Annotated in this window: 13 protein-coding genes; 1 reads left to right on the top strand and 12 read right to left on the bottom strand. The window is 30.1% G+C overall.

Features of this window, described 5'->3' with window-relative positions; genetic code table 11:
- Positions 1-284: 284 nt before the first annotated feature.
- The gene (locus tag Q0881_RS08100; protein WP_366139558.1) at positions 285-2,330 is read left to right on the top strand and encodes a thioredoxin domain-containing protein; all 2,046 of its coding nucleotides are present in this window, start codon (positions 285-287) and stop codon (positions 2,328-2,330) included.
- Between the two features lie 3 nt (positions 2,331-2,333).
- Here the strand turns inward: Q0881_RS08100 and Q0881_RS08105 are convergent, their stop codons facing one another.
- From Q0881_RS08105 to Q0881_RS08160, 12 genes are all read right to left on the bottom strand, one after another.
- Positions 2,334-3,023, bottom strand: coding sequence for a hypothetical protein (locus Q0881_RS08105; RefSeq protein WP_299158743.1), 690 nt, complete (start codon positions 3,021-3,023; stop codon positions 2,334-2,336).
- Between the two features lie 46 nt (positions 3,024-3,069).
- The gene (locus Q0881_RS08110) at positions 3,070-4,239 is read right to left on the bottom strand and encodes an AGE family epimerase/isomerase (protein ID WP_299158746.1); all 1,170 of its coding nucleotides are present in this window, start codon (positions 4,237-4,239) and stop codon (positions 3,070-3,072) included.
- 4 nt (positions 4,240-4,243) lie between these two features.
- Entirely contained in the window at positions 4,244-5,632 is a 1,389-nt protein-coding gene (locus tag Q0881_RS08115; protein ID WP_299158748.1) for an MFS transporter, read from the bottom strand.
- 14 nt (positions 5,633-5,646) lie between these two features.
- Positions 5,647-6,660 carry a LacI family DNA-binding transcriptional regulator gene (locus Q0881_RS08120; protein WP_299158750.1) on the bottom strand — a complete coding sequence of 338 codons (1,014 nt, stop codon included), beginning with the start codon at positions 6,658-6,660 and terminating at the stop codon, positions 5,647-5,649.
- 7 nt (positions 6,661-6,667) lie between these two features.
- Positions 6,668-8,014: a gluconate:H+ symporter gene (locus Q0881_RS08125; RefSeq protein WP_299158753.1), complete on the bottom strand. Its 1,347-nt coding sequence runs from the start codon at positions 8,012-8,014 to the stop codon at positions 6,668-6,670.
- A 5-nt stretch (positions 8,015-8,019) separates the two neighbouring features.
- Positions 8,020-9,411 (bottom strand): NADP-dependent phosphogluconate dehydrogenase, encoded by a 1,392-nt coding sequence (gndA, locus tag Q0881_RS08130; protein ID WP_299158756.1) that lies wholly within the window; start codon positions 9,409-9,411, stop codon positions 8,020-8,022.
- A complete protein-coding gene (locus tag Q0881_RS08135; RefSeq protein WP_299158757.1) occupies positions 9,404-9,886 on the bottom strand; it encodes a gluconokinase in 483 nt (160 codons plus the stop codon). The genes gndA and Q0881_RS08135 overlap by 8 nt, the downstream gene beginning before the upstream one ends.
- A complete protein-coding gene (locus tag Q0881_RS08140; RefSeq protein WP_299158760.1) occupies positions 9,879-12,125 on the bottom strand; it encodes a glycoside hydrolase family 3 N-terminal domain-containing protein in 2,247 nt (748 codons plus the stop codon). Before Q0881_RS08140 ends, Q0881_RS08135 begins: the two co-directional genes overlap by 8 nt.
- A 6-nt stretch (positions 12,126-12,131) precedes the next feature.
- Positions 12,132-13,109 (bottom strand): SMP-30/gluconolactonase/LRE family protein, encoded by a 978-nt coding sequence (locus Q0881_RS08145; RefSeq protein ID WP_299158763.1) that lies wholly within the window; start codon positions 13,107-13,109, stop codon positions 12,132-12,134.
- A 141-nt stretch (positions 13,110-13,250) separates the two neighbouring features.
- Complete coding sequence (locus Q0881_RS08150; protein ID WP_299158766.1) at positions 13,251-14,840, bottom strand: solute:sodium symporter family transporter; 1,590 nt, start codon at positions 14,838-14,840, stop codon at positions 13,251-13,253.
- 6 nt (positions 14,841-14,846) lie between these two features.
- Positions 14,847-18,131, bottom strand: a complete 3,285-nt coding sequence (locus Q0881_RS08155; RefSeq protein ID WP_299158769.1) for a VCBS repeat-containing protein — start codon at positions 18,129-18,131, stop codon at positions 14,847-14,849.
- A 93-nt stretch (positions 18,132-18,224) separates the two neighbouring features.
- Positions 18,225-19,766 (bottom strand): RagB/SusD family nutrient uptake outer membrane protein, encoded by a 1,542-nt coding sequence (locus Q0881_RS08160; protein ID WP_299158771.1) that lies wholly within the window; start codon positions 19,764-19,766, stop codon positions 18,225-18,227.
- Positions 19,767-19,768: the final 2 nt, after the last annotated feature.

Below are 19,768 nucleotides of genomic sequence, written 5' to 3' on the forward strand. Positions count from 1 at the left end.
AATTATTAAATACAGTGATTAAAAATATATTCTTAATTCGTAGTTTTGGCACAGAATTTGAGAGCAATAAACTGTAAACAAGTAACATTGTTTTCATTGTGTAAATTATTTGAATTAGTTGATTAACAAAAGCCCACTCATATGAGTGGGCTTTTGAATTTTATCCAATAAAAATTTATTATTTTTGATTTCAACTCTTTCCTAATATGTTTTTAAAAAAACTTTTATTCTTCTGTGTTATTTCTTTTTTTATATCTTGTAATAATAGTCTGACTAAAAATAAATTGAAAGAACACAAATATACCAATAGTTTAATACACGAAACGAGTCCATACTTATTACAACATGCTCACAATCCTGTAAAATGGTATCCATGGAATGATAAAACATTAGAACTAGCTAAAAAAGAAAACAAACTTATATTAATTTCAATAGGATACTCTTCTTGTCACTGGTGTCATGTTATGGAAAAAGAATCTTTTGAAAATGAAGAGGTAGCTAAATTAATGAACGATAACTTTATTAATATAAAAATTGATAGAGAAGAACGCCCTGATATAGATAAGATATACATGACCGCTGTGCAACTTATGACTGGTAGTGGTGGGTGGCCTCTAAACTGCATAGCTTTACCTAATGGAGAGCCTGTATTTGGTGGTACTTATTTCCCAAAAGAACAATGGACTAATGCTCTTGAGCAAATCTCAGATTTATACAAAAAAAATCCCGAAGAGTTAATTAATTACGCTAACAAACTAACTCAAGGAATTAAAGAAAATTCTTTAATTACCCTAAATAAAAACAAACAAGACTTCAATAAAATTTATATAAAAGATTTATTAAGTAATTGGGAGAAATATTTTGACCTTTCTTTTGGGGGTACTAATAAAGCTCCAAAGTTCCCAATGCCCAACAATTATAATTTTTTATTACAATATGCATACATAACAAAAGACCAAAAGCTTTTATCTTATGTAAACACTACACTTACAAAAATGGCTTTAGGGGGTATTTTTGATCAAAGTGAAGGTGGCTTTTCTAGATATTCTACTGATAAGAAATGGCATATTCCTCATTTCGAAAAAATGCTATATGACAACGGGCAATTAGCTAGTTTATATTCTAACGCATATATGGCTACTAAAAAACCTGTTTATAAAGAAACGGTATATCAGACACTCGCTTTTATAGAAAATGAATTGACAGATAAAAATGGTGGTTTTTACGCTTCTTTAGATGCTGACAGCTATAATGAACACAACGAGCTTGAAGAGGGTGCCTATTACGTATGGACTAAAGAAGAATTAACTACTATTATACCTAAATCTGATTTTAACTTATTTTCTAATTACTTTGGAATTAATTCAACTGGATTATGGGAGCATAAAAAATATCACCTGATTAGAAAATATACTAACGAAGATTTTGTAAAAAAATATAATATCACATTAGCCCTTTTAAATCAAAAAGTTAAAGAATGGCGAACACTCCTAAGTTCTTATAGATCTAATAAGCCTAAACCAAGATTAGATGATAAAATACTTACTTCATGGAATGCCTTAACCTTAAAAGGATATATTGATGCTTATAAAGCTTTTAATGATCCTCATTTTTTAAATATAGCTCTTAAAAATGCTAATTTTATTAAAAATAATTTAATTGAAAGCGACGGTAAAGTTTTTAGAAACTATAAAAATGGGAAAGCTAGCATAAATGCTTATTTAGAAGATTATACAACGTTAACTGAGGCTTATTTGACCTTATATCAAGTTACATTTGACTTACAATGGTTATCCTTATCAAAAAAATTAACTGATTATACTTTTACTCATTTTTACGATAAAAATAGTAGCTTTTTTTATTATACTTCTAATTTAGAAAAAGAACTTATTACTAAAAAAATTGAAACCAATGATAATGTAATTGCTTCCTCAAACTCTATTATGGCTAAGAACTTATTTCTATTAAGTCATTTTTATGAAAATAAAGAGTATTTAAAAATTAGTAAACAAATGTTACACAATGTAACTCCTGACATGACTGATTACCCTTCCGCACATGCTAATTGGCTTACTTTATATTTAAATTACACCTACCCTTTTTATGAAGTTGCAATTTCCGGTACTGATGCTCTTGAAAAATCTATTCAATTAAATAAAGTTTATTTACCCAATAAATTAGTTGCTGGTAGTTCTAAAAAAAGTAATCTTCCTTTATTAAAAAACAGGTTTTTAACAGAAGACACTTACCTATATGTTTGTGTTAACAATACTTGTAACTTACCTACCAATAATACTGAAATTGCTATAAATCAACTTAAAATTAAATAACAATTAATTAATGTATTCTGAGGAAATAGTAACATCATCGATCCATATCTCTCTATTTCCTCCTCCTTTTTGATAATCTACCCATCCAATACTTAATTTTTCAAAAACAGGAAAATACCAATTACCATTTGTTTCGTTATTCACACATCCCTCTCCTTTTCCTTTAATAGACAAGTCTGAAATCAATTTATCATTAATCCATAACTTCATTAAATTCTTATTTCCATTAAAATACCACTGAATTCTAAACCATTTATTTTCTGGTATTTTCGTTTTTGAATGTTGCCAACAATCACTCTCTACCTCAACAGTATCGTAATTAGCCATTAATTTTTTATTATGTTGTCCTCCGTACCTTATCTCAGCAGTATACGCATTCTTAACTTTCCCTGAACCTTGTATCATAGTCCAATGTATTCCATCTGGTGAAGCCTTTTTCACAAACATTTGCATTTTCCCGTAATAAGCATTTTCTTCTAATGGAAAAATATTAGATAATGATAAAAAAGCTCTATTCTTATACCCTTCTCCGCTAATTATATGTACTGACTTCTTACCTGAATATGCTCTTGAATTATCAACAAAAACCTTTCCTTTACCACATATTACCCAAGGCTTTAAAGGTTCTTGAAACAATGTTGCCTCTTCAAAACCATCTTCAAATATACTTGATGATTTACTACAATTAATCAAACTGAAAAATGTAATTATGTATAAAAATTTCTTTAATAAAACAGCACTACGCATTATTATTTGTTGGCATTATATTTAAGCACATTCTAACTATATGGTATGGTGTTTTCCACATAGTTACTTTATTCTCAAACTTTTCTCCTTCTTCTGTTATTTTAGAATGCCATTCTCCATTATCGTAATCGATAAAATTATTTTTAGTAAAATTCCATATCCTATTAAAATTATCAATGTATTTCTTTTTATCTGTTTCTTTATACAAAGTGTAACAAGCTAGCATTGCTTCAGTTTGCACCCACCAATTTAAATCGTAATCTAATTTTCCTGAAACAATATTTCTACCTGCTAATACCGTTCCTTCAATAGTAATTGCTTCTTTTAAAAAACTAGCAATATTCTGCTGCATTTTTTTTAAAATAACATTTACGTATTTTTCTCCCTCTAAAGTCTTTGCTATTTCTAGTAGCATCCAAGGCACCTCAACATTATGCCCAAAAGAAATTGTTTTACTAATATTCTTCCAATTTTCATCAAATTCTAACACCAGAAAATTATCGTTTTTCCAAAATTTATTTACAATCGTTTCGAATAAATAAGTTATTCTTTCTTCTAATGCTTCATTTTTATGTATCCTATACAAAGTTGTGTAGGCCTCTAATAAATGTAAGTATGTTCCTAATGTTTTTGCTTTATCTAAAACACCATCTTTAGTCTCTTCATTAAGGTAGCTTCCATCAGAAACTTTAAATTTCTTTTCTATAAATTCAAATAGATCTACAGCCCAAATTTTTACTTCTTCTTTTTTAGAGAAAATATAATATTCTGACAGTGCTAAAACTGTATAAGCTTGCCCTATTGTTTTCTTAGTTTTATCTATTGGGTTCCCATCATAATTAAGCTCCCAATGCACTCCTGAAGTTTGTTTGTCTTTAAAAAAATATTTTAAATATTGATATCCTCTATTTGCACACGCTTCATTAGAAGCATCAGTAAAACTTTGATTTAAAACTGCTGAAAAACTCCATAGGATACGAGCATTTAATATAATTCCTTTTGGTGCTTTTTTAATTATATTTCCTTTACTATCTATTTCTCCTACAAAACCACCTTCTAAATCATCTATAGTATGCGTAGTCCAATAATCTAATACATTTTCTAACGTTTTTTTTATTTCAATTTGTAGTGCTTCTTCAACACTATTCTCTAACGTTATCATATACTTATAAATTTCTCTTTTTTATTAACTCTTGCTCTACTTCTTTCATCTTCTGTGTAGTCAATGGATAATAAAGCAATGCTACCACTGCTAACAATACAAATAACGCTGGAACTAAACTCATATTTAACTTTATACCGTGAAGCATTTCTACTGTTTTAACGGCTACATTTCCTTCATAATTATACATATTCAAAACTGCTAAAGTAATTGCCCCTGCGACTCCTCCTCCAAATTTCATTGCAAATGTACCTGCTGAATAAATTAAACCTGTAGCTCTTCTTCCATTTTTATATTCTGAATAGTCAGCTGAATCTCCTAACATAGCAAAGAAAAGAATAGGCATAAGTCCTGCTCCAAATTCTGCTACTATTCCAAAGAAAAATATGCTTCCTACTTGAGTTGCTTCTAACCAATAAATAGCACCTGTTGCTAATGAAGAAAACAAAATACTTAAAATAAAAAGCCTTTTCTTCCCTATTTTCTTTGATAAATATGGAGCAAATAAAGTTGAGATCATAGATATTACCAATAACGAAAGCAAATACAATCCTGCTAATCCATTTTTACCTCCCCATCTTGATAAGCTACCAAAGAAATTAGTATCATCTTGCACATAATGCGTAAAATAATACATTGTTGCACTTTGTTTTATAACATTGTATGTTACAAAAACAAAACCTAGAAATAATAAAATAAGCCATGCTTTATTCGTTATTAAATCTTTATAATCTTGCTTCACATTACTTTTACCTTCAATAGCTGGTACTCTTTCTCTTGTTGTTATAAATGTTATTATAGAAAACACAGCCAATATAAATGCTAATACATACATTGTATATTGATATCCTATATTCTTGTTTCCTTCTCCAAGAAAATCTACTAACGATATAACTCCTATCGTTGCTATTATTCCTCCTAAATAGGCTCCAAAAAAACGATATGATGATAAAACAGTTCTTTCTTTTACATTTGAAGTCATTACTCCCATTAAAGCAGAATACGGAACATTATTAGCCGTATACATTAATGTGTAAAAAATTGAAGTTGCATATGCCCAAATTAACTTTCCTGATAAACTTAAATCTGGAGTGGTAAACTGTAAAATTAAAGCCACACCAAATGGTAAAGCTGTCCAAATTAACCAAGGTCTAAACTTACCCCATTTTGTTTTGGTTCTATCAGCTATATTCCCCATAATTAAATCTGTAATCCCATCTCCTAAACGAATAACAAACAGTAACATTGCTACTGCAGCTGTACCTAACCCAAAAACATCTGTATAAAAAATAGGTAAAAAAGGACCTATGGTTCTCCACGCAATATTAGCTGCTGTATCACCTAAAGCATACCCTATTTTTTCTTTTATTGATAATTTATTTTCGGTTGACATATGTATCTTTTATTTTATATATTTTTTGTAGTTTCTCTTAGTTCTATACTTGTTTTAATAACTTTTGTTATTTTTTGTACTGAAGCTTTCTTTTCTATTCTATCGATAATCATACGTACTGCATTTTCACCTATTTCTTCTGAATGCTGCGTTACTGTAGATAGTTTTGGATTGCAAAATGGTAGTACATTATAATCTGAAAACCCTATAATTGAAATATCTTTAGGTAATTTATAATCAAAATGTTTTGCTTTATTTATTGCTATTACACCTAGAGTATTATCTATTGCTAAAATGCCATCTAAATCTTTATATTCTTTAAACACTTTACTTACTTGTTCCTCTAAATCAATTGCTGTATTAATATTTACTACTATTGGATTTTCTTTATATACTTTATTCTCTTCTATTGCTTTTAAATACCCCTCTGTTCTTAGCTTACCAACATTTAACCCCTTAAGAGTACTAAGCAGTACTATTTTTTTTCTTCCTTCTTTTAATAATTGATTCGTTGCTTTATAGGCTGCTCCAAAATCATCTATAATTACCTTATCACAACTAACATCTTCAATCATTCTATCGAACATAACAATAGGTAACTGCTGCCTTAAAACTGATTTAAAATGTTCTACTTCATGTTTTTTTTGTGTTTCTGCTGCTACTGATATTATATACCCATCAACACTACCATTAGCTAGAAGTTCTATATTTTTTTTCTCACTTTGATATAATTCATTTGATATACATGTAATTATACTATATCCTAACTTAGAAGCTTCTTTTTCGATTCCATGTAACGACTTTGCAAAAAAATGATTTAATATATCAGGAATAATTACTCCAATTGTTTTTGTCTTACTCTTTTTTAAACTTAGTGCTGCCTTATTTGGCTTATAATTATATTCTTTTGCTAATTTTTGCACTTTATTAATAGTCGCTTGACTAATTTCATAACTATTATTTAGTGCTTTTGATACCGTTGATATCGAAATACCTAGTTCTTTTGCTATATCTTTAAGTGTTATCATTTTTTTCTTATAAAACTAATGAAATTAGGCCTACGGTACTTATACCTACTAGCGCCAAAATTGTTGTCATTACTGTCCAACTCTTAAATGTTTCTTTTTCCGTTAGACCTAAATACTTACCTACCAACCAAAAACCACTATCATTTACATGTGAAAGTATAGAGGCCCCTGACGCTATAGCAATTACCAAAAGTGCTCTGTACATATCTGAATAAACACCTACAATTAATAAGGGCGCAGTTATACCGGCGGCAGTAATCATAGCAACTGTTGCTGATCCTTGTAATATACGAACTATGGCTGCGACTAAAAAACCTAAAAACAATACGCTTATACCTTGGTTGGCTATATAATTTGCCAACATCTCTCCTGCACCTGTATTAACTAGCATTTGTTTAAAAACTCCTCCAGCTCCAGTTAGCAAAATAATTATCCCTGCAGGTCCCATGGAATTTGTTGCTATTTTTAATAATTTATTTTTATCTACTCCTCTTCTTATACCCAAAGTATACCAAGCTATTAGATTAGCTATAATTAATGCCACAAAAGGGTTTCCTAGTAAACTAATCCAGTTTTTCATAGTATCAGACAAAAATCCATCTGGTAATAAAGCACTATTTAATACTGTATTACACACTATTAACCCAATTGGAATTCCAATAATGGCTATAATTAATTTTACTGCTGGATATTCTGTTTCTAAAACTTCGGTCGTATCTAATTCTGGTGCTTCAATATAAATTTTTTCGGCAATGTATTTTGCAAAAACTGGTCCGCTTAATATCGATGTTGGTATTCCTACTATGAAACCAAATAAAATTACCCAACCCAAATCTGCTTGTAAAATATCAGCTACTGCTACAGGTCCTGGGGTTGGAGGTATAAATGAATGAGTTATAGCTAAGCCTGCTAATAAAGGAATAGCATAGAGTAGTAATGATTTTTTTGTTTTACGTTGCAAAGAATATATTATTGGTATTAATATAATAAATGCTACATCAAAAAATACGGGTATTGCTACAAAAAAACCTGTTAACATTAACGCCCAGGAGGCTCTTTTCTCTCCAAATTTACTCAACATAAATTTAGCTAAAGCTTCTGCCCCGCCTGAATGTTCTAAAATAGCTCCAAAAATTGCTCCTAGCCCTACAACCAATGCCACAAAACCTAAAGTACCTCCCATACCTTGCTGCATGGTATTAATTATTTCTTTAGGATCCATTCCTGCTACAACACCAACTGTTATACTTGCAATTAACAATGCTATAAATGCCTGTATCTTAAATCTAAGTATTAAAAGAAGCAATATAAAAACTCCTAAAACTACAGCTATCAACAAATTATAATCTAACATACCAATTACCAATTATGATGAAAAAACACACTTTCTTCGTTATCTGTTCTATTAAATGTATGAGCTCCAAAATAATCTCTTTGTGCTTGTATTAAATTAGCTGAAGAATTTTTATTTGTTATTGAAATCCAATAATTATAAGCAGCCATAATACAAGGAATACTAATTCTATTAGAAACTGCATAACTTATAATTGCTTGCACAGCTTCTTCTTGTTCTCTTAATTGCCCTACAATTTCTCTATCATCTAATAAGATATCTACCTTTTGTAATCGCTTACTATACTCTTTTATCTTTTCTGATTTTATAATGCAACCATTTGTCCATATTCGACAAACTTCCGATAAGTTTAGCTTCCAACTGTATTCCTTAGAAGCTTCATAAATTAATTGTAAACCTTGATGCAAATTAATTGTTCTTGTAAAATCGTAAGCTTGTTTTAACAATTCTTCATCAACGGTATTGTATTCTTTTTTTGTATTTTCTTTTTCATTTGAGAGCTTTACTCGAGTTGTTTTATATGATGATATATATCTAGCAAAAACCGCCGCTGTTTTAACTGTAGTTGGTACACCTAGTTCCAAAGCTGCCGTACTAGACCAAGCCCCAGTTCCTTTATTACCTGCTTTATCTAAAATTTTATCTAATAAATACTCCTCCCTTTCTTTTACTTCTAGTATTTTTGCAGAAATTTCTAATAAATAACTAGATAACTCTTCTGAATTCCATGTAAAAAATAATTTTGATATATATTCATAATCTTTAGTTTTTGATAATACATCAAATGATTCTGCTATTAATTGCATATCGCCATATTCGATACCATTGTGTACCATTTTCACAAAATGTCCAGCTCCATTATTTCCTATATAGGAACAACATGGTTTTCCTTCTTCATCTTTAGCTGAAATTTTTTCTAAAACATTAGCTATTTTCAAATAACTTTTTTCGCTACCTCCAGGCATCATACATGGTCCTTTCCTAGCTCCTTCTTCTCCTCCCGAAACTCCTAAACCTATTAAATGTATTCCTTTTTCCTTTAAAGTTTCTGCACGTTTTATTGTTTCTTTATAATGAGAATTACCTCCATCTATAAGAATATCATCTGATGATAAAAATTGTTGAATCGAATCTATAACCGCGTCAACTGCAGCGCCAGCTTTTACCATGATCAAAATTTTCCTTGGACTTTCTAATGATGCTACAAACCCCCCTATATCTGTAAAACCTAATATATCTTCAGTTGTATTTTCTGCTATAAAATTAGGCACTACATCTTTTTCTTCTTCAGTTAACCTATTATATACTGATAAAGGTATTTTATGGCTGATAGCATTTAATGCTAAGCTCTTCCCCATAACTCCTAATCCGATAATTCCTAATACCTTTTTACTCATTTTTATTTATAATATAATCTAAAATTCTATCTGGATTTAACGCAATACTTATTCTAACACCATATCTCGGTTCTTCTAAACAATCAAACTGAGATTGTAATAAATCTGGGTTAAAAAAATGTGAAGCTCTTCGTTTTAATCTTTTTTCAATTATGTCATAATCTCCTTGCAAATACACCCAGTTTATATTTTTAATATTTGCCGACAATAATTCTCTATAACTCTCCTTTAATGCTGAACAAGCTAATATTACTCCTTTTAACTGAAGTTCTTTTAATTTAAGGTTCACAGAAGTTAACCAAGGTTTTCTATCAAAATCTGTTAAAGGAATACCTTCGGACATTTTTATTTTGTTCTCTTTTGAATGAAAATCATCTGCATCTATAAAAGGTAAATCTATTTTTTTTGATAGCCTTTCACCTATTGTTGATTTACCACAACCACTCACTCCCATAAGAATATATATCTTACTCATATACAAACTTTTCTTTTACCTTAGAAGCTGAATTTGCACCTATCCAAATATTAAATTTTCCTTTTTCAACTCCGTATTTCAATTCATTATTATAATACTTTAAATCATCAACTGTTATTTCAAATGTTACTTTCTGTTTCTCTTTAGATTTTAAACTTATTCTTTTATACCCTTTCAATTCTTTTACAGGCCTTGTTATATTACCTGCAACATCCTGAATATAAAGCTGAACTAATTCTTCACCCGCTCTTTCTCCTGTATTAGTTATATCAATAGAAGCTATTATATTATTATCATCTGTTAAACTAGTTGTAGATAATTTTAAATTTGAATATTCAAAAGAAGTATATCCTAACCCAAAACCAAAAGGATATTCTGGTTCATAACCAACATCTAAATAATGTGATGTATTTCCTAATGAACTTTGCCATGCTCCTATAGGTATACTATCTATATGCACATATTCCTTTGAACTTGCTGGTCTTCCTGTATTTTTATGATTGTAATATAACGGTAATTGCCCTGCCACTTTTGGCCACGTAATTGGTAACCTCCCTTTTGGTTCTTTTATCCCAAAAAGAATATCATAAATGGCATCTCCTCCCATAGTTCCAGGATGCCAAGTCATTAAAATTACATCTACTTTACTTTTTATATTCTGAAGTGTTATTGGACGACCAGCCATTATTATTAAAATCACTGGTTTCTTTATTTTTGCCAACTCTTTTATTAATTCTTCTTGTGCTCCTGGTAAATTTATATTTGCCCTACTATGTGCTTCTCCTGATAAAATTGCTTCTTCACCACCTATAAACAAAACAACATCTGCATTACTTGCCTTAGTTAGTACTTCTTTAAAATACTTTTTATTAGTATCTCTACTATAAGTTAAACCTTCTATAAATTCAAAATTTGCATTATTTTTTTCAAAAGAAGCTACTGGTGTAACTGTATGTTCTTTATCTCCATCAAAAGTCCATGTACCTAATTGTTCTCTAGGTTTATTCGCTAATGGTCCTACGATAAGCACCTTTGTTTTTTTATTTAAAGGGAGAACATTGTTTTCATTTTTTAATAAAACTGAACTTTTTATAGCTGCCTCTTTTGCTAATTCTAGATGTTTACTGCTATAAATTTCTACATCTTTATTTTTATTTCTATATGGAGTTTTAAATAATCCCATTCTAAACTTTACTCGTAAAATATCTCTCACCATGTTGTCTATCTGATTTATTGACAACTTATTTTCTTTTAAAAGTTCCTTTGCGTTATCTTCATAGGATTTACTTGTCATTTCCATATTCAACCCTGCATCGATAGCTTTTTCTGCTGCTTGTTTTTCATCTTCTGCATAACCATGCGCTACCATCTCTGTAACTGAATTCCAATCACTAACCACAAAACCATCAAACTTTAATCGCTTTCTTAAAATATTTGTTAGTAATTCTTTGTCTCCTGAGGCTGGTATTCCATTTACTTCATTAAAAGATGTCATTACGGTTTGTGCTCCTGCTTTAAAAGCCGATTCAAATGGTGGTAGATACGTATTATGTAACTGCTCTTTACTAATAATAGCTGTATTATAATCTCTACCTCCTATGGCTGCTCCGTAACCAATAAAATGTTTTGCACAAGCTATTAAACTTGTTGGATCTGACAGACTATCTCCCTGAAATCCTTCTACATAAGCTCTTGCTAATTGACTTGCCAAGTATGGATCTTCTCCTGGAGATTCTGCAATTCGCCCCCATCTTGCATCTTTAGCTATATCTAACATCGGTGCAAAAGTCCATCGTATTCCAAAAGAAGAAGCTTCTATTGCTGCTACTCTAGACGAGTTCTTTGCCACTTCTTCATCCCATGAGGCTGCCATACCTAGAGGAATTGGAAAAATGGTTTTAAATCCATGAATTACATCTCTTGAAAAAATTAACGGTATTTTATTAGGACTTTCTTCTACTGCTATTCTTTGTAATTCATCTACATACTCCTTATTCATTACATTTAAAAGTGCTCCTACTTTTCCTTCTCTTACTTTTTGCTTTAATTCTTCCGATAAGGTTTTAGCTCTACTAGAAGTACCTCTAAGGTTTAACTGACCTATTTTCTCTTCTAAGGTCATTTTAGATAAAAGCTCCTCAATATTGTATTCTAATTGATTGCTTACTTTTTTCTCTTTTTCACATCCTATTGCGAAAACCATTATTATCCCTAATAAAAAAGCATAAATTGTGCGCATATCTTTTTATTTTACTTGTTCTACAATTAACTTTTCTTTACTCAAAACTGGCTTTTTAAAATAACTGCTTTTTACTCCTTTTACTCCTGGTATTGCTATAAATACTGAACCTGCTAAAGGATATTTCGCTCTTTCTTCTTTTGTCATATCTACACTTGCCGTTGTTATATACAGCGTATCTAAATTATCTCCTCCAAATGCACAAGAAGTAACATTATGTGCTGGTACTTTTATTTTTGAAATTAATTTTCCTGTTTTAGGATTGTATTGAGCTACAGCATTTCCATTCCACATTCCTACCCACAGCATATCATTTTCGTCTATCGTCATTCCATCTGGAAAACCATCTTTTTCATTTACTTTAACTACTATTCTTTCATTGGAAATTGTGCTTGTTTTAAGGTTAAAATCAAAAGCTCGAATATTTCCTGTAGGCGTATCTATATAATACATAACATCTCCTTTTTTTGTCCATACAATTCCATTTGAAATAGTTACGTTTTCTAACATTGGTGTAGTTTTTCCATGGTCATCTATTTTATACAACTTCCCATTTGGTTTTGTTTGTTTTAAATGCATGGATCCTACCCACAGATTTCCATTTGGATCACATTTACCATCATTAAATCTATTTTCAGTAACTAATGCCTCTACATCTGACAATAAGTTTATTTCTTCTGTTTCTATATTAACCACATAGATTCCATCCTCTAAAGCTACCACCACTTTACTCTCTTCTTCTGAAGGTACTATTGTACCTATTTTTGAAGGCACATTAATTATTCTATTTTCTTTTTTTAAAGGATTATAAATATGTAATCTCTTTTTCTCTATATCTACCCAAATGAATTGTTTCTTTTTATAATCCCAAAATGCTCCTTCACCTAATTTTGCAGATATTTTATATTCTAAAACTGCCTCTACTGCATTTTTTTTTGCTTTACATGCTCCAAAAACCATAATTACAACCATTAGTAATAGCATATTTACATACACTTTTATTCTATTTTTTTTTAGCTTATTTAATAACATATCAAATGAATTTTTCTTAAAAAATTGCGTATTTTCCCTACCTACTTATAACAAATAGGCTGTTAAATAGCATTAGTTACGTACTATTTTTTATTATGAAAAGTACAAGAATGTTGCTATTACTATAACACACACCAATATTCCTACTAATTTCACATGCTTCCAAGGTGTTATATCCACCTCCTTAGTAAACTCTTGCACATAATTCTCGCCTCTTGGATACAACTTCCCTATTATTAACATTATTACCACATTTAAGACAAATAATATTGCCATAATATGTAAAAAATGCGGGTAATTATCTTCTCCAAACACGTAAGGTTTTAAATAAAATTGACTAATAATGTATAATACTGCACCTGATATAATTGCCACTTTAGCCGCAATTGCTGGTACTCTTTTTGTTAAATAACCTACTACTATGATAGTTAAAATTGGAATACTATAACAACCATTTACTTCTTGTAAGTATCCAAATAACCCATCGGGTGCATTGGCTATAAGAGGTGCCACAAACATTGACAATACTGCTAATAGAACTCCAAACTTTTTACCTGCTGAAACAATTTGCTTCTCGTTTGCTTCCTTATTTATATACTCTTTGTAAATATCTATACCAAACAAGGTTACTGAACTATTCAACGCACTATTAAATGAACTTAAAATTGCTCCGAACAATACTGCTGCAAAAAAACCTACAAATGATAATGGTAAAACCTGTGTTACCAATTTTGGATATGCTTCATCTGCATTTACTATTGACTCTCCAAAAAGATGAAACGCTATAATTCCTGGAAGCACCACTATTATTGGTCCTAAAATTTTAAAAACTGACGCTAATAATAATCCTTTTTGCCCTTCTTTTAAATTTTTAGCTCCTAATGCTCTCTGTATAATTGCCTGATTGGTTCCCCAATAAAATAATTGAACTAACATCATTCCCGTAAAAATTGTAGCAAATGGTATTGATGATTCATTATCTCCAATTGCATTTAATTTTTCTGTATGTGTTGTTGTTAAAACATTTATTCCCTCCAAAAAACTTCCTCCTCCGACTTCTATTAAACCGAAAACTGGAATTAACAAACCTCCAATTATAAGTCCAACTGCATTAATTGTATCTGAAACTGCAACCGCTTTTAAACCTCCAAAAATTGCATAAATAGAACCTATTATTCCTATAGAAAATATACATATCCATAATGCTGTTTCTTTTGATACTCCTAACAAACCTGACACATCAAACATTGTACTTATTGCTAATGAACCTGAGTATAATACTATAGGTAAAAAAACAACAACATATCCAGTTAAAAACAATCCTGAAGTAATTGATTTTGTTGTTCTATCATAACGGCGTTCTAAAAAAGTAGGCACTGTTGTTAATCCTCCTTTTAAGTATCTAGGTAATAAAAACACTGCTGTAATAACCATAGCTATTGCTGCTAATGTTTCCCAAGCCATTACTAATATACCTTCTGTAAAAGCTTGTCCATTTAAACCTACTAATTGCTCTGTTGATAAATTTGTAAGTAATAATGATCCTGCTATTACTGTTGCTGTTAGACTTCTTCCTCCTAAAAAATAACCTTCTGAAGATTGTTCATTTGTTTTTCTTGTTGCTATATAAGCAACAACTGCTACTAAAACTGTAAATCCTATAAATGAGATTAAACTTAACATATTTTTTTACTTGTTAATTTTTATAAATTGTAGGTAATCATTATTCTTTACTGAAATAATATATCTTTGATTATCTACCGTGATTGGCACCAAATCTTTTACATCTCCCTGAGTATAAAATCCGCTATCTGTAGTTGGTACAGATGTAAAACCTCCTTTTCCATTTCCTTTTAAGAAAAGACCATAACTCCCGTCGTTTCTTGGTGTTTCTACTTCTGAATTATATAGATTACCTGCTAAAACTGCATCTAAATTTCCATCGTTGTTAAAATCATTAACTACTATTTGATTAACACTTGAAAATTGTGCTTCTACAGGTAATTTGTGTACTATAAATTTACCTTCCTTATTTTCTAAATAAACACTTGCAAATGAACTCACTTGATAATGCAGAGAGTTTTTTAAATTTTTACTACCATAAACATCAACCAAAGTAGCTGTTGAAAATTCATTGTAATTTTTAAATTTACTTTTTAATGATGGTATCTGTTGCGACGAACATTGTTTACCCCTTACTGGATACTGTTTCCCTTCATTATAGTAACTTAATACAATATCGTTTTTATTATTTTTATCAAAATCATTTACATAAATATCAAATGTTTCTTTTTCTGATGCTTTATACTTATAATTCAAACCATTATTTCCTATGATATAATCCGTATCTCCATCGTTATCAAAATCACCTTGATTAATACTCCACCACCATCCTGCAGTATTTTTTGTTAATCCGTAACTTTCTGAAACTTCTTCAAACTCTCCTCTGTTATTTATAAATACTTTTATAGGCATCCATTCTCCAACAATTATAATATCTTCCCATCCGTCATTATTAATATCAGTAATAGCAGCTGATGTAGCCATTCCCAAATCTTTAAGTAATGGTATATTAGAACTTGTTACATCTTCAAATTTTACATTTATTTCATTTGAAATGTTCTTTAATAAAGTACTTGATGCTGGTAATGGATATTTCCCTGGAACTTGCCTTCCTAAAACTAATACATCTTGCTTTCCATCTTTATCAAAATCAAATGAATAAGCTTTAGATCCACTATTTTGTATTTGTGGTAATGCCTTCTTCTCTTTACTAAAATTACCTTTTCCATCATTTGTATACAATCTATCTTGTAACATTTCGGAATGCTCTGCATATTCATAACCCCCACTTACCACATATAAATCTTGATCTCCATCATTATCTGCATCAAAGAATAAAGCGCCTATATCTTCCGATAATTTATCGCTTTCTATTTGAGTATTCTGTTTTTCTAAAAAACCATTCTTTTTTTGGATGAATACCTTTCCTTTATTACCAAAAGAACCTCCTACAAAACAATCATCTAAGCCATCCTTATTAACATCTGCTACTGCTACCGCTGGACCAAGTGTTGACATTTTATGTGGTAATAATACCTGATTATCAAAATCATTCAAATCATTTTCAATTGCTTTGTATTTTAATAAATTCGATTTTGCATTTGAAAATATTCTCTTCTTACCTAATAACTGATCTTTTTTATCTTTTGCTTTCGCATACTCTAAAGCTATTGCTTGGTTTGATACTATATTTTTTAATAATTGTTCTTTTCCTGTTGGCCAAACAACTTTTAAACTATCTATTTTTTTTACTTCTCCTAATCCAAAATGCAATTTTGCTGCTACTGATGATTGAAACCCTCTTGTTAATGTTAATTCTTGTTTCTGTATATTTTCTTTTGTGTAGATATAAACTTTTGCACCTAAACCAAAAGCATTTTTTTGAGTTCCTTTAAAAGAAACACTTAAATAGTTTTTACCTTTTCCTTTATTTTCAAAAACACTTGCTTCCTCGTCAATATTATTTATTACAATGTCCAAATCACCATCGTTATCAAAATCGGCATAAGTCCATCCATTCGAAAATCCTTTATGCTCTATTCCCCATTCTTTATTTACTTTTTCAAACTGAATTCCATTTACGTTTTTAAACATAAAATTGTCTATCTTTTCAGAAGGAATCATTTTTGTTTTCTCTAACAATGAATATTTATCATATTCTTCTCCATCAATTTTTTTAAAGAAATCTTTATTATTTACCTCTCTCCTTGTACCGTTTGTTATATACAAATCTTTATATCCATCATTATCAAAATCGGCAAACATAGGACCCCAACTCCAGTCTGTTGATGAGGTTCCTGATATTCTAGATATATTTGAAAATTTTGGAATATTATTCTCTACACTCCCTGTATTTAGCTGCAAACAGTTATGCATGTATTGATAATGGAATCCATAAAATACAGTTTCATAAAATAATCGTGGATTCATACTCGCCATGTTAGCTTTTTGTCGTCGATTATTATTTGACTCCATATCTACTTGAAACACATCTAACAGTTGATCATTATTAATATCTGCTATATCGATTCCCATTCCATAAAAAGATGTTTGAGATGTTGCCTCTTTTATAACTTCTTTAAATGTTCCATCTTGATTGTTTATATATAAAAAATCAGGAATACTATAATCGTTTGATACATATAAATCTTGCCAACCATCATTATTTAAATCTGCAGCTACAACACCTAATGAAAAGCTATAATTTTTCACTCCTGCTTTCGCTGTTACATCTGTAAAATAATTTCCATCGTTTCTATATAATTTATCGGTTTCTTCTTCCGATACATTTTTCATTCTATGCTTATATATTGCATTTGAAGTGGTTGGATGAGCTATTGGATAATTAGCTACATAGAGGTCTAAATCTCCATCATTATCAAAATCGAAAAAAGTAGCTTGTACCGAATTCCCTATAGCATCTATCTGGTATTCTTTTGCTTTTTCTGTAAAAGTATTGTCTTTATTATTTATATACAATTCATTTCCCTTATCTCCATTCCTTCCAGAAACTGAGCAATAAATATCTAAATAACCATCTGCATTAACATCTGCCATAGTTACTCCTGTGTACCATTTTGAAGTTCCTTCTATTTTGGCTTTTTTAGAAATGTCTTCAAAAGAAAAATTTCCTTTATTTAAATATAATTTATTTTGTACTTGATTTCCTGTAAAAAATAAATCTACTAAACCATCATTATTTATATCTCCTGAAGCAACTCCTCCTCCCATATAAATAGAGGTGTATTTAAAATAATTTAAAGAATCTGTTTCTTTTAAATTATTCTCAAAGTAAATTCCTGTTTTACCAGCCTTTAATTCACTAAATAATAAGTTGCTTTTTTTTGTACTTTTTTCACTAGTACAAGCAACTAATAAAATCACAATTAAAATTAAAGAGGAAAATTTCATTGATTAAAATAATAGTAAAACAAACTAGACAGTTAATTGCTAACTACACAATTAACCATCTAGTTCAATTAATATGAAACAAAGTTATTTTTATTAATATCCTGGGTTCTGATCCGCACTTGTTAATTTAGAATTCTTATCAATTTCTGTAATTGGTATTGGAAATAAATCATTTTTAGATGTATATCCTGTTCCAGCTAATTCTGTAGCTGCTTTTCCCCAGCGTACTAAATCCCAAAAACGTTGCCCTTCATGTGCTAATTCTAAAAATTTTTCATTAACTATAGCTTCAAATAATGTATTTCCTGCTAAAGCTGGATCAATATTAGGTAAACCTGCTCTAGTTCTTATTTTATTTAATTCTGTCCTAGCTTCAGCATCTCTACCTTCTTTATTATATGCCTCTGCAGCTAATAATAATACTTCTGCATAACGGAATAATCTAAAATTTGTACTGTAATTTAATTCTCTTACTCCACCAGTGCTAGTTTCTTTAGCTCTTGTCGTGTATTTCATTCTAATAGCCCCTTCATAGTCCCAAATAACTCCTCCATCTGCTTTTGTTGGATCTACACCTCCTCCATTTGCTATCAACTCAGCTTCTGTCATTACAGTTGCTGCTTTTCTAGTAACATCACCAGCCGCATCGAAAGCATCAACTAATTTTTTTGTCGGTCTGTTCATTCCCCAACCATTTAATAAACCTATAGCTACAACATCCATAACTCCATCTCCTCTAGGCCCCATTAATTGAATATGTAAATTACTTTCGTTTCTTCCACCCCAAGCAATGTTTCCCCAATCTCTACCTGATGTTGAAACATATCCTATTTCTAATAAAGATTCTCTTCCAAATTCTTTTTCAATACTCCAAACATCATTAACATTTGGCTCTAAATCGTGAGATGAATTAGAAATAACACTTTGAAGAAACGGTATCGCTTCTAAATTTTTATTTTGAAAAACTAAAACTTTCCCCATTAAAGCCTCAGCTACTCCTTTTGAAACTCTAAACGAATATCCTAATGAAGATTTTTCTGGCAACGATACAATTGCATCTGTTAAATCCGCTTCTATTTGTGCATATACTTCTGCTCGTGTAGATTTTCCTATTCCAAAATCTGCTGGCGTAGTTGGAACTGTTAAACGTAAAGGAATATCTCCAAACATTGTTGTAAGTTCAAAATAACACCAAGCTCTCATAAATTTAGCCTCAGCTAATGCTTTGTCTTTGCTACTTAAACTAGAATCTTTTATATTTTCTATTACTAAATTTGACAAAGCTATAGTTCTATAAAACAAATCCCATATACTTGAAATAGAAGAGTTTGATGACGAAACTTTCACATAATCATCTATATTTTGCAATTGTTGTTGATCTTCTGAATTCACTCCCCCTGCATTCGCTTCATCTCCTGGCAATAATTTTACAAAAAAAGCACTATGCCAATCTCTACCATAATTATATTGCATTAAATCGTAAATACCTATCACTGCAGACTCTACATTTTCTTCTTCTAAAAAGAAAGTTTCTAAATCTTCTACATTTTGTGGAGGATTCACTGTAAAATCATTATTACAAGCAAACACTCCTACTAAAAGTATTGCTATTACTGTTAAAAATTGTTTTTTCATAA

Source organism: uncultured Tenacibaculum sp. (assembly GCF_947494125.1).
Taxonomy (GTDB): domain Bacteria; phylum Bacteroidota; class Bacteroidia; order Flavobacteriales; family Flavobacteriaceae; genus Polaribacter.